The organism is Saccharothrix sp. S26, from assembly GCF_021390395.1.
Classification (GTDB): domain Bacteria; phylum Actinomycetota; class Actinomycetes; order Mycobacteriales; family Pseudonocardiaceae; genus Actinosynnema.
The window spans coordinates 57,992-69,566 of the sequence record NZ_JAJUWT010000030.1; the positions used below are offsets into that span (position 1 = coordinate 57,992).

The following is an 11,575-nucleotide window of genomic DNA, read 5'->3' on the forward strand; positions in this document are numbered from 1 at the left end:
TCGCCGTTCGCACGGAGCTGTTCCATGGCGCAGAAACAACCGCGGCGCGCCGCGCTGTCCGTCACGCACGCGGTCGCGGTGCGGGTGGCGGCGGTGGCCGCGTTGGTCGCGGTGTGGGAGTTGTTGGTGCTGGCCGGGTTCTGGCCGCCCGCGGTCCTGCCCGGGCCCGTGCAGGTGTGGGACCAGTTGCTCGCCGCCTCCGACAGCGCCAACGGCCAGGGCGGGTACGCGGGGTCCACTGTGGTCGAACGGCTCGGCGTCAGCCTGCGGCGGGTCGGGTACGGCTCCGCCTACGGCATCCTGGTCGGGGTGGGGCTCGGGCTGCTGATGGGCCTGGTCCCGCTGATCCGCGCGGTGGCCGAGCCGTTCGTGACGTTCCTGCGCGCGCTGCCGCCGCTGGCCTACCTGAGCCTGCTGGTCATCTGGTTCGGCATCGACGAGGAACCCAAGGTCTACCTGCTCGTGGTGGCCGCCTTCCCGCCGGTCGCGGTGGCCACCGCGGCGGCCGTGACCGGAGTGAACAGGCAGTACGTGGAGGCCGCGCACGCGCTGGGCGCGTCCCGGCTCGGCGTGGTCGGCACGGTGGTGCTGCCCGCGTCCGCGCCCGAGATCCTCACCGGCGTCCGGCTGGCCGTGGGCGTGGCCTACAGCTCGGTCGTGGCCGCCGAGACCGTCAACGGCGCGGACGGCATCGGGGGCATGGTCCTCAACGCCCAGCGCTACAACCAGACCGCGGTCGTCCTGCTCGGGCTCGTCGTCATCGGCGTGACCGGGCTGCTCATCGACACCGCCATCCTCGCGCTGCAACGCGCCGTCTCGCCGTGGCGCGGGCGGGCCTGAGCGCCGACACCGGGAGCACCACCATGTCCGTCACCCGCAGATCGGTCCTGTCCCTGCTCGCCGCCGCACCCGTGCTGGCCGCCTGCGGGGTCGGCGGCTCGTCCACCGGCGAGTCCGGTGGGCGCCAGGTCCGCATCGCCTACCAGAACTTCGCCGACAGCACGCTGCTGGTGAAGGACCAGGGCGTGCTGGAGAAGGCCCTGCCCGACCACAGGATCGCCTGGACCTCGTTCGACTCCGGCGCGAGCATCAACACCGCGTTCCTGGGCGGCGCGATCGACCTCGCGGTCATCGGGTCCAGTCCCGCGGCGGCCGGGCTGTGCCCGCCGCTGAACATCCCCTACCAGGTCGTCGAGCTGCTCAACGTGATCGGCGACAGCGAAGCGCTGGTGGTGCGCAAGGCCAGCGGCGTCACCGACATCAAGGGCCTGGTGGGCCGCAAGGTCGCCGCGCCGTTCAGCTCCACCGCGCACTACAGCCTCCTGGCCGCCTTCCAGCAGGCCGGCGTCGACCCGGCGTCGGTGACGCTGGTGGACCTGGAACCGCAGAACATCCAGGCCGCCTGGCAACGCGGTGACGTCGACGCCGCCTACGTGTGGACGCCCGTGCTCAGCGTGCTCCAGCAGGACGGCCTGACCCTCACCGACAGCGCGAAGCTGGCCGCCGCGGGCAAGCCGACCTTGACGTTCACCGTGGCGCGCAAGGAGTTCGTCGACCAGAACGGCGACGTGCTGGACGCGTGGTTGGCCGCCACCGACGACGCCCTCAAGAAGATCAAGAACGAGCCGCGGGTGGTCGCCGAGGCCGTGGCGCGGCAGATCGGCGCGAGCGTGGACGACGCGTTGTCGCAGCTCAAGCAGAACATCTACGTCGACCACGCCGAACAGCTCGGTCCCGAGTACTTCGGCACCGCCGACGCGCCCGGCAAGCTCGCCGAGCAGCTGCGCGCCGCGGCCGAGTTCCTGCACGGCCAGAAGAAGGTCGAGGCGGTGCCGGACCTGGCGACGTTCCGCGCGGCCCTGCGGGCACCCCGTGGGTGAGCCGCTGGTGGAGCTGGTCGACGTCGAGCACCGGTACCGGGCCAAGGGTGCCGACGTCCCCGCCCTCGGGCCGTTGGACCTGCGCGTCGACGCGGGGGAGTTCCTGGTCGTGGTGGGCCCCTCCGGGTCGGGCAAGAGCACCCTGCTGCGGCTGGTCGGCGGGTTCGAACGGCCCACCGCCGGCGTCGTCCGGGTGCTCGGCGGGACGCCGGTGGCGGGCCGTGACGTCGGCACGGTGTTCCAGCAGCCCCGGCTGTTCCCGTGGCAGACCGCGGGCGGCAACATCGCCACCGCGCTGCGCTGGGCGGGCGTGCCGCGCGCCGACCGCCCGCGCCGGACCCGCGAGCTGCTCGACCAGGTCGGCCTGGCCGAGCTGGGTCCGCGCCGGACGTGGGAGATCTCCGGCGGGCAGCAGCAACGGGTGGCGATCGCCCGGGCGCTCGCCGCCCGGCCGCGGCTGCTGCTGATGGACGAGCCGTTCGCCGCGCTGGACGCGCTGACCCGCGAACGGCTCCAGGAGGACGTCCGCTCGCTGACCGACGGTGAGCGGGGCGTGGTGTTCGTGACGCACAGCGTGGACGAGGCGGTGTTCCTGGCCGACCGCGTGGTCGTGCTGTCCGACCGACCGGGTCGGGTGGCGCTGGACCTGGCCGTTCCGCTGCCCCGGTCGGGGGTGCCGGCCGACGAGCTGCGCGGGTCGGCGGACTTCGCCGCGCTGCGCGGCGAGGTGGCGGCCGCCGTCCGCGGCCTGACCGTGAGGGAGAGAACGTGACGCAGATCGAGCCGTTGACCCCGACCCTGGGCGCCCGGGTCACCGGGGTGGACCTCAACGACATCCGCTCCACCTCGGCGGCCGCGCCGCTGCGGGCCGCCCTGGTCGAGCACAAGGTGCTGGTGTTCCCCGGCCAGTCGTTGACCCCGACCGCGCACCGGGCGTTCGCCGGCGCGCTGGGCGAGCTGACGCCCGCGCACCCCGTCGTTCCCGGCCTGGACGCCGACCACCCCGAGATCTACGTCCTGGACGCGGGCGACGGCGGCAAGGCCCCGGTGTGGCACACCGACGTCACCTTCATGGCCCGCCCGCCGCTGGGGTCGGTGCTGCGGGCGGTCACGCTGCCGCCGAACGGTGGCGACACGTGCTGGACGGACCTGGAGGCGGCGTACTCGTCCCTGTCCGAGCCGCTGCGCGCGTTGGCGGACAAGCTGACCGCGCTGCACGACGGGCGCAAGGACTTCGAGGAGTACCTGCACGAACGGCTGGGCGGCGAGGGCAACACGTGGGAGGGGCGGCGCATCCGTTCGCTGGAGCCCGTGGAGCACCCCGTGGTGCGCGTGCACCCCGAGTCGGGCCGGCGCAGCCTGTTCGTCAACCCCGGCTTCACCACCCGGCTGCTGGGCGTGACGGAAGCGGAGAGCAAGGCCCTGCTGGACGTCTTCTTCGCCGCCGTGGGACGACCGGAGTTCACCGTGCGCCACCGGTGGAGCGAGGGTGACGTGGTGGTCTGGGACAACCGGAGCACGGCGCACTACGCGGTGGACGACTACGGCGACCAGCGCCGCGTGATGCACCGGATCACCCTGCGCGGCGACGTGCCGGTCGGCGTCTGACTCACTGCTCGCCGTCCTCGTCCTCCTCCTCTTCGTCGGCGTAGGGGCCGATGACGGCGAGGGCCGCCTCGCCCGCCGTGAAGGCGGAGAACAGGTCCGCCTCCGTCGCGGGTCCGTCCTGGACCAGGAGGACCACGGGCTGGTCGCCGTCCGCCGCGGCGGGGTCGAAGTCGGTGGCGATCCCGCGGCGCAGCAGGAGCACCCCGCCGTCGACCAGTGGCGCCGTGCGCAGCTCGGCCGCGGCGGCGGCCAGGTCCCCGCCGTACCGGGGCACCACGTCGTCCAGCACCTCGGGCGAGGTCAGCACGAGCACGCCCAGCCGGTCGCCGCCGCGCTCGTAGCGCAGCCCCAGGTCGAACGGGAGCAGGTAGAACACGCCCTCCTGAAGCTCGTGGCCCCGGTCCAGCAGGACGTTCACCACCTGCTGACCGGGGTCGTCGGACGTCGGGTCGATCGCGATCAGGACCAGCTCGGCTTCGTCGTCCTCGCCGGTCTCCAGCGCGGGCACGACGGTGATCCACATCTGTTCGGCGTCACCCATGCCGGTGATCCAAGCACCCGACCGGCCGTGAGCGGGGTTGTGAAACGTTTCATTCCTGTGTCAGAGTCGTGGTCCGCCGCCCTCACCCACAACTCTGCCGAGGTCTTCGATGAGGAAGGCACCACTCGCGGCGGCCGTCGTGCTGGCCGCGTCGCTGGCCCAGCCCGGGGTCGCGCACGCGGCACCGGGGGTCACCCTGTTGTCCGACACGCTGCTGGACCAGTCGGCGCTGTACTTCGTGTCCTACGACGGCCTGGTCAACAACAACGCGTTCCAGGACGCCCTGATCACCTACAACGGCCACCAGTACGCGGCCTGGTACACGTCCAGCCGCAGCGCCGTGGTCGCGCGGCGGGCGTTGGGCGGGGCGTGGGAGAAGGCGGTGCTGCCGCACCAGTTGAGCACCAACGACTCGCACAACGTGATCTCGCTGGGCATCTCGCCCCAGGACGGCACGCTGCACGTCGCCATGGACACGCACAACACGCGGGTCCACTACACGAAGTCGGTCGCGGGCCTGGCGTCGCAGCCGGGGTCGTTCGCGTGGTCGTCGTCGGTGTTCGGGTCCGTGCAGCGCACCCTGGGCGGCGTGGAGCTGGGCTCCATGACGTACCCCCAGTTCGTCGTCACGCCCGAGGGCGCGTTGCAGTTCAGCTACCGCACCGGCGGGTCCGGCAACGGGGTGAACGAGCTGGCCGAGTACGCCGGCGGGGCGTGGCGGCGGCTGGGCGCGTGGTCGTCGGCCACCGGCGACTACACGGGCCCGAACGGCGTGGTGTCCACTACCCGCAACATGTACCTGCACGGCCTGACCTACGACCGGAGGGGCCGGCTGCACGCGGCGTTCACCTGGCGTGAGGGCAACGCGGGCGTGTTGTGCGCCTCGGGCGGCCTGACCAACCACGACACCGGGTACGTCCACAGCGACGACCGGGGCCGGACGTGGCGCAACGCGGCGGGCGCGGTCGTCGGCACGACCGGCGGCACGCGGGTGTCGGTGAGCTCGCCGGGCCTGGTCGCCGACCCGCTGGACCCCAACCACGGCCTGATGAACCAGGAGGGCCAGGGCGCTGACTCGACGGGCACGCCGCACGTGGTGATCAGCTACGTGCCGGGCAGGTTCACGCAGTGCGTCTCGAACTACGCCCAGCAGCGCACCCAGTACGGCCGCGCGTTCCACGTCGTGCGGAACTCGAACGGCACGTGGACCAAGCGGGAGGTCCCGGTGCCGCCGGGCAGCACCCAGCGGACGAAGCTCGTGTTCGACCGCGCCGACAACGCCTACCTGGTGATGCCGCGCGGGCGGATCGTGTCGGCGAGCAAGGCCAGTGGGTGGACCGACTGGACCCTGGTGTTCGACCGGCCGGCCATGAACGCGTTCGGCGAGGTCAACGTGGACACGTCCAGGCTGGCGGTGGACGGCGTCCTGTCCTTGCAGTACCAGCAGCGCTCCAGCGGCACGACGCCGTCGCCGATCCGGGTGGCCGACTTCCGCCTGGGCTGATCGCGCCCGTCCCGCGGGGCTCGCCCCCGCGGGACCTCAGTAGCCGACGTACCCGGTGCCCGCGCTGATGCCGACCAGGCCGGGGTGCCTGCCGAAGCCGCCGTAGCGGGCGTAGGTGTAGCGGACACCGGCGATGATGTTGTCCACCGGCGCGTAGATGTCGTCGTAACCCGGCAGCTTGTACGTCTGGAACGTCGGGTCGATGCACTGCATCAGGCCCTTGGACGGTGTGCCGCGGGCGGCGTTGGAGTCCCAGGTGTTGACGGCGTTCGGGTTGCCGTTGGACTCCTTGATGATGATCGTGTAGATCTCGTCGACGCTGCTCTCGTCGATCGCGGTGCCGTTGGCGGCCAGGACGGCGATCGCCTCGCGGATCCAGCCCTCGACCTGGCGCTGCTTGGGCGGCTTGCGCGCCTCCTCGGCCTCGCGCGCTTCCCGCGCCGCCTGCTCCTCGGCCGCCTTGCGCGCCGCGTAGCCGTCCTGCGCGATGCCGCTGGCCTGGTTGAAGGTGTGCAGCGCGGCCAGTTGCTCCTGGCGGATGATGCGGGCGGTCTCCGAGCCGAGGTCGACGGCGTGGACCGTGTCGACCTTGCCCGTGCGGGCCGTCTCGTCCGGCACGCCACCGAGGTCGGCGCCGCCGGCCACGGGGCTGAACGTCCCGGTCATCGCGTGGGCCGCGGCCCCGGCGCCGGAGACGATGCCCACGGCCACGGCCACGCTGGCGAGGCGTCGGGGGAGGATCCGCTCCGCCTCGGCCCGGTGCGCGCCCTTGTAGCCGGGGGGCGGCGGGGGCACCTGGAACGTGGTCTGCCCGGGTTTGTTCTTGTGACGGACGTGCCGAGCCAAGGGTGCAGCCTCCTGCGGTCGGGGAACTCCGTCACCGGAACCTGGCGGGGGATCCAGGTGGACACTGGCCGTCTCGGGGGATGTCGGGCCCGTGTCCCTTCGGTGATGGAACCGTGATCTGCGGCCGAGAACGTAACCGTTCGTGTTTTGCAGAGGCAAGGCATGGGCGGGTTTGGGTGACTCTCGTCACGTTTCACTGGAGTTTTGACTACTGTGTGTGGTTCGTGTCCCCCGATCGTGTCGAAACGGCGGCGGACGTGGTCACGACCGGCCTCGAACGGCGCGAACGACGTCCCGACCCGCTCGGATCTTCTCGGGGTGCCCGCGCACGCCGACCCCTCGGACGTGGCCGGTGGACCGTCGCGATGCGCGGGTTACGGCCTGGTGGGCGCGGGCGGCGTGGAGGTAGGCGGCGAGGGCGTCGCCCGGGTCGGCTTCGGGCGTGGCCGGGCACGAAGGCGAGCAGCAGGACCTCCGGCGGCAGGGCGACGCGTTCGCCCAGCCGCTCGAACAGCCGGTGTGCGGGCTGGCGCACGAAGGCGGCGACGGGTGCGGGTGCAGCGCGCGCCGGGGGGGCGCGTGTGCGGCGCGGGGGCCAGGCCGGGCACCTCGGCGGCGTCGAGCAGGTCGTGCGCTCACGGCAGTCCGCGGCGGCGCGGCACAGCGCGGCGAAGTCGTCCTCGGCGATCGTCCCGGCCCCGCCGCCGAGCACGACGAACGTGCCCGGGACGTGCGAGTCCAGCGCGGCCCGGCCCGGCGCGAACTTCGCGCGTGCCGCCGGGTGCCGGTCGGTGTGCCGGGTCACCTCGCCGAAGCAGTTGAGCATCGCGCCCGCCGCCATGCCGGCCCGATCACGGCGATCCGCGGCTCGGGCGCGCGCCGGGCCACCTCGACCGCCACGGACAGGCCGAGCGCCCCGTTGCCCACGACCGCGAGGTCGACGTTCGCCATACCTTCCTGTTCGGTCGGTCGCGGCGGCCGCGGAAAGGGGCCCGAGGTCACCCGTTGGGCCGGCCACTCGGCGGCGAGCGCCGAGGGGCCGGCCACTCGTGCGGTCAGCGGGCCCGCGTGATCCAGTCGCCGAGGTGCGGGGCTTCCGCGCCGATCGTGGTGTCGTCACCGTGACCGGTGTGCACGACGGTGTCCCCGGGCAGGGTCAGCAGCCGGCGCGAGATCGAGTCGATGATGGTGTCGAAGTCGGAGTGGGACCGCCCGGTCGCGCCCGGACCGCCGTGGAACAGGGTGTCGCCGGTGAACACCGCACCCAGGTCGGGCGCGTGGAAGCAGACCGCGCCGGGCGCGTGGCCGGGTGTGTGCAGCACGTGCAGCGACGTGCCCGCCACCTCCACCACCTGGCCGTCGGCCAGGTCGCCGTCCGGCTTCACGTCCGGGTGGGTCAGCTTCCACAGCACGTGGTCGGCGGGGTGCAGCAGCACGGGCGCGCCGGTCGCGCGGGCCAGGTCGGGCGCGACGCGCACGTGGTCGTCGTGGGCGTGGGTGGCGAGGATCGCCTTCACCGCGCGGCCGTCGACGACCCGCAGGATCGCCTCCACGTCGTGCGGTGCGTCGATCACCACGCACTCGGTGTCGTCGCCGACGACCCACACGTTGTTGTCCACGGCGAACGTCTGGCCGTCGAGGCTGAACGTGCCCCGCGTGACGGCGTGGTCGACCCGGGCCATCAGAGGACCACCACCGAGCGCAGCACGTCGCCGTGGTGCATCTTGGCGAACGCCTCCTCGACCTGGTCGAGCGCGATGGTCTCGGTGACGAACGCGTCGAGGTCGAGGCGGCCCTGCCGGTGCAGGTCGATGAGGTAGGGGAAGTCGCGGGAGGGCAGGCAGTCGCCGTACCAGGAGGACTTGAGCGCCCCGCCCCGGGAGAACAGGTCGATCAGCGGCATCTCCAGCCGCATGTCCGGTGTCGGCACGCCGACCAGGACGACCGTGCCGGCGAGGTCGCGGGCGTAGAACGCCTGCTTCCACGTCTCCGGCCGTCCGACCGCGTCGATCACCACGTCCGCGCCGAACCCGCCGGTCAGCTCCCGCACCCGCGCCACGACGTCCTCCGACTTCGCGTCCACGGTGTGCGTCGCGCCCAGGCCGCGGGCCCACTCCAGCTTCCGCGGGTCGAGGTCGACGGCGATGATCGTGGTCGCGCCGGCCAGGTGGGCACCGGCCACGGCCGCCGCGCCGACGCCGCCGCAGCCGATCACGGCCACCGAGTCGCCGCGGCCGACGTTGCCGGTGTTGACCGCCGCGCCGAACCCGGCCATCACGCCGCAGCCGAGCAGGCCGGCCACGGCCGGGGACGCTTCGGGGTCGACCTTGGTGCACTGGCCGGCGTGCACGAGGGTCTTCTCGGCGAACGCGCCGATCCCGAGCGCGGGGGACAGCGGGGTGCCGTCGGCCAGGGTCATGGGCTGGGCGGCGTTGTGGGTGTCGAAGCAGTACCAGGGCTTGCCCTTCAGGCACGCCCGGCACGCGCCGCACACCGCGCGCCAGTTCAGCACCACGAAGTCGCCGGGCGCGACACCGGTGACGCCGTCGCCGACCTGCTCCACCACCCCGGCGGCCTCGTGGCCGAGCAGGAACGGGAACTCGTCGTTGATGCCGCCTTCCCGGTAGTGCAGGTCGGTGTGGCACACGCCGCAGGCCTGCACCCGCACCACCGCCTCGTCCGGACCCGGGTCGGGCACCACGACGTCGGTCACCTCGACCGGGGCCCCTTTGCCCCGGGCCACCACGCCACGAACCGTCTGAGTCACGTGAACCCTTTCTCGTCGTACCTGCCGGTCCGACCATCCTGCCGGTTCGAGGCGGTCCGCGAGGAACGTGAGGATCTTCGGCGCGCAGGGGACCGTGCCGCGCGACCCCGTCACGCCACCCTGGCAAGGCGCGGCCCGGCCCGCAACCGCGGCCCACCGCCCCGTCCGATGTGGACGCCGGGCGCGATCGGGTGTCACACCGGGTGCCCCGGTCAGCGCTCGACGGCCAGCCGCACGCCCAGCCCGATGAACACCCCGCCGGTGGCCACGTCGATCCGGCGGCGGGCGGCGTGCCTGCGGCGCAGCCAGCCGCCGATCCGGCCGGCCAGTACGCCGACCGCGCCGTCGACCAGGAACTCCAGCGCGATCAGGATCGCGCCGAGGAGGGCGAACTGCAGCCACACCCGGCCCAGGTCGGGGTCGATGAACTGGGGCAGGAACGCGATGGTGAAAGTGACCATCTTCGGGTTCAGCAGGTTGGTCGCCATGCCGGTGAAGAAGGCACGGCGACCGGACATGCCGCCCGCCGGGGTCTCGCCGAGCACGGTCCGCCCGCGGTGGCGGATGGCCTGCACGCCCAGGTAGACGAGGTAGGCCGCGCCGACCGTGCGGACCACCGTGAACGCCACCGGCACCGCCGCGAACAACGCCGCCAGCCCCGCCGCGGCCACCACGACGTGGACCGCCTCGCTCACCGCCACGCCCGCGGTGGCCAGCAACCCGGCCCTCGGCCCTCCGCGCATCCCGCAGCCGAGGACGAACAGCATGTCCGGGCCGGGGGTGATCATCGCGACGAGGGTGGTCACCGTGAACAGGGCGAGCAGGTGCGGGTCGATCGGCATGGGCCGGATGCAACCACCCGCCCGGCCCGCGCCGCCTCCGAATTCCCGATGACCGGGATCCTCCCGGTGACGCGCCCGCGGGTACGGCCGGACGGCAGACCGGCCGTAAATTAAGGCCATGAGCAGCGCGACGGGCAGCGGCCAGCAGCCGCGGGTGGTCTCGGGCAGGCAGTCGGAGCTGCTCGGCCTGCTCCGCGACGAGGGCGCGATGTCCCGGGTCGCGCTGGGCGAACGCCTGGGGCTGCCGCGCGCCAAGCTGACCGCCGAGCTGGCCCGGCTGGTGGACGTCGGCCTGGCCCAGATCGGCGGACCGGCGGCCAGTCGCGGCGGGCGGCGGTCGACGCTCGTCCACCTCGCCGACGACCTGCGCGTGCTGGGCGTGGACGTGGGCGCGACGTCGGTGACGGTCGCGGTGACCGACGGTCGGTGCGAGGTGCTGGAGAGCCGCAGCGAGGACTGCGACGTGCGCAGCGGCCCGGCTCAGGTGCTCGGCCGCGTGGCCGAGCTGGCCGACGTCGTCTACGCCAAGGCCCCGGGCCGGCTCATCGGCGCGGGCGTCGGCCTGCCGGGTCCGGTGAGCTTCCGCGACGGGATGCCGGTCGCGCCGCCGATCATGCCCGGCTGGGACCGCTACCCCGTCCGCGACGAGCTGGCGGGCCGGTGGGGCTGCCCGGTCACGGTGGACAACGACGTGAACGCCATGGCGCTGGGCGAGCGGCACGCGGGCGTGGCGCGGTCGTTGGAGGACCTGATCTTCGTCAAGGTCGGCACGGGCATCGGCTGCGGCATCGTGCTGGGCGGCAAGGTGTACCGGGGCGTGGCGGGCACGGCGGGCGACATCGGGCACATCAGGCTGGACGACTTCGGCCCGGCGTGCGCGTGCGGCGAGGTCGGCTGCCTGGAGGCGTACTTCGGCGGTGCGGCGCTGGCCCGTGACGCCACCACGCTGGCGCGCAGCGGCCGTTCCGTCGCGCTGGCCACCGCCCTGCACGACAAGGGCGTGCTCACCGCCGAGGACGTCGGCGCGGCCGCCACGTCGGGCGACTTCGCCGCGGCCAACCTGGTGCGCGAGGGCGGCCGGCGGTTGGGGCACGTGGTCGCGTCCCTGGTCAGCTTCCTGAACCCGGGCATGGTCGTCATCGGCGGCGGCGTGTCGCGGTTGGGCCACTCCCTGCTGGCCGAGGTGCGCAGCGCCGTCTACCGCCGCTCGCTGCCGCTGGCCACCGGCAACCTGCCGATCGTGCTGTCGGAGCTGGGCGAGCTGGCCGGCGTCACGGGCGCGGCCTGGTCCGCCACCGACCGCGCTTTCTCCCCGGCGGGCTGACCCCGGGTCGGCTCGCCTCGGCGGCGTCCACGCCCTCGAACGGCCGGTGCGGACGCCCGTGCCGCGGTGTTCGCCGACGCGGTGCTGTGCGCCGCCGACCTGACCGGTGCCGACCTGACCGGCGTCAGGGCGAGGAGCGCCGACTTCGCCGACGCGGCCCTCGGTCATGACGTCGATCCGGTTTCCTCCGCTTCTGTCTGTACCGAACGTACTTTCGCAACGAACTGACAAAAGTCGACGGAAGTTCTTGTCAGGTCGCGCGC

At 73.3% G+C, this 11,575-nt stretch carries 12 protein-coding genes and 1 pseudogene; 7 read left to right on the forward strand and 6 right to left on the reverse strand.

Annotation, left to right across the window (positions count from 1 at the left end):
- Positions 1-24: 24 nt before the first annotated feature.
- From LZG04_RS37300 to LZG04_RS37315, 4 genes are read left to right on the forward strand one after another with little or no spacing between them, the layout of a single operon-like run.
- Positions 25-840: an ABC transporter permease gene (locus tag LZG04_RS37300; RefSeq protein ID WP_233826258.1), complete on the forward strand. Its 816-nt coding sequence runs from the start codon at positions 25-27 to the stop codon at positions 838-840.
- A gap of 23 nt (positions 841-863) precedes the next feature.
- A complete protein-coding gene (locus LZG04_RS37305; RefSeq protein WP_233826259.1) occupies positions 864-1,880 on the forward strand; it encodes a glycine betaine ABC transporter substrate-binding protein in 1,017 nt (338 codons plus the stop codon).
- A complete protein-coding gene (locus tag LZG04_RS37310; protein ID WP_233826260.1) occupies positions 1,873-2,652 on the forward strand; it encodes an ABC transporter ATP-binding protein in 780 nt (259 codons plus the stop codon). Before LZG04_RS37305 ends, LZG04_RS37310 begins: the two co-directional genes overlap by 8 nt.
- Positions 2,649-3,488 carry a TauD/TfdA family dioxygenase gene (locus tag LZG04_RS37315; RefSeq protein WP_233826262.1) on the forward strand — a complete coding sequence of 280 codons (840 nt, stop codon included), beginning with the start codon at positions 2,649-2,651 and terminating at the stop codon, positions 3,486-3,488. The genes LZG04_RS37310 and LZG04_RS37315 overlap by 4 nt, the downstream gene beginning before the upstream one ends.
- Before the next feature lies 1 nt (position 3,489).
- On the opposite strand, the gene LZG04_RS37320 is transcribed toward LZG04_RS37315, so the two are convergent.
- Positions 3,490-4,029, reverse strand: a complete 540-nt coding sequence (locus LZG04_RS37320; RefSeq protein ID WP_233826264.1) for a hypothetical protein — start codon at positions 4,027-4,029, stop codon at positions 3,490-3,492.
- A 109-nt stretch (positions 4,030-4,138) separates the two neighbouring features.
- Here LZG04_RS37320 and LZG04_RS37325 point away from each other — a divergent pair, with 109 nt between their 5' ends.
- Complete coding sequence (locus tag LZG04_RS37325; RefSeq protein WP_233826265.1) at positions 4,139-5,533, forward strand: BNR repeat-containing protein; 1,395 nt, start codon at positions 4,139-4,141, stop codon at positions 5,531-5,533.
- Between the two features lie 36 nt (positions 5,534-5,569).
- On the opposite strand, the gene LZG04_RS37330 is transcribed toward LZG04_RS37325, so the two are convergent.
- From LZG04_RS37330 to LZG04_RS37350, 5 genes are all read right to left on the reverse strand, one after another.
- Entirely contained in the window at positions 5,570-6,379 is an 810-nt protein-coding gene (locus LZG04_RS37330; RefSeq protein ID WP_233826266.1) for a transglycosylase SLT domain-containing protein, read from the reverse strand.
- An 801-nt stretch (positions 6,380-7,180) separates the two neighbouring features.
- On the reverse strand, positions 7,181-7,330 hold the full coding sequence (locus tag LZG04_RS37335) for a hypothetical protein (RefSeq protein ID WP_233826268.1): 150 nt from the start codon (positions 7,328-7,330) through the stop codon (positions 7,181-7,183).
- 104 nt (positions 7,331-7,434) lie between these two features.
- A complete protein-coding gene (locus LZG04_RS37340) occupies positions 7,435-8,064 on the reverse strand; it encodes an MBL fold metallo-hydrolase (protein ID WP_233826341.1) in 630 nt (209 codons plus the stop codon).
- Entirely contained in the window at positions 8,061-9,146 is a 1,086-nt protein-coding gene (locus tag LZG04_RS37345; protein WP_233826269.1) for an S-(hydroxymethyl)mycothiol dehydrogenase, read from the reverse strand. Before LZG04_RS37345 ends, LZG04_RS37340 begins: the two co-directional genes overlap by 4 nt.
- A gap of 212 nt (positions 9,147-9,358) precedes the next feature.
- The gene (locus LZG04_RS37350) at positions 9,359-9,988 is read right to left on the reverse strand and encodes a LysE family translocator (protein ID WP_233826270.1); all 630 of its coding nucleotides are present in this window, start codon (positions 9,986-9,988) and stop codon (positions 9,359-9,361) included.
- Between the two features lie 118 nt (positions 9,989-10,106).
- On the opposite strand from LZG04_RS37350, the gene LZG04_RS37355 reads away from it, so the two are divergent.
- Positions 10,107-11,312, forward strand: a complete 1,206-nt coding sequence (locus tag LZG04_RS37355) for an ROK family transcriptional regulator (RefSeq protein WP_233826272.1) — start codon at positions 10,107-10,109, stop codon at positions 11,310-11,312.
- A 60-nt stretch (positions 11,313-11,372) separates the two neighbouring features.
- Positions 11,373-11,540, forward strand: a pseudogene (locus LZG04_RS37360) (pentapeptide repeat-containing protein); the annotation flags it as partial.
- Positions 11,541-11,575: the final 35 nt, after the last annotated feature.

Excerpts from the sequence above, each read along its gene's own strand:
- LZG04_RS37300 (WP_233826258.1), top strand. The coding sequence starts at position 25 with ATGGCGCAGAAACAACCGCGGCGCGCCGCGCTGTCCGTCACGCACGCG.
- LZG04_RS37305 (WP_233826259.1), top strand. The coding sequence starts at position 864 with ATGTCCGTCACCCGCAGATCGGTCCTGTCCCTGCTCGCCGCCGCACCC.
- LZG04_RS37320 (WP_233826264.1), bottom strand. The coding sequence starts at position 4,029 with ATGGGTGACGCCGAACAGATGTGGATCACCGTCGTGCCCGCGCTGGAG.
- LZG04_RS37325 (WP_233826265.1), top strand. The coding sequence starts at position 4,139 with ATGAGGAAGGCACCACTCGCGGCGGCCGTCGTGCTGGCCGCGTCGCTG.
- LZG04_RS37335 (WP_233826268.1), bottom strand. The coding sequence starts at position 7,330 with ATGGCGAACGTCGACCTCGCGGTCGTGGGCAACGGGGCGCTCGGCCTG.
- LZG04_RS37350 (WP_233826270.1), bottom strand. The coding sequence starts at position 9,988 with ATGCCGATCGACCCGCACCTGCTCGCCCTGTTCACGGTGACCACCCTC.
- LZG04_RS37355 (WP_233826272.1), top strand. The coding sequence starts at position 10,107 with ATGAGCAGCGCGACGGGCAGCGGCCAGCAGCCGCGGGTGGTCTCGGGC.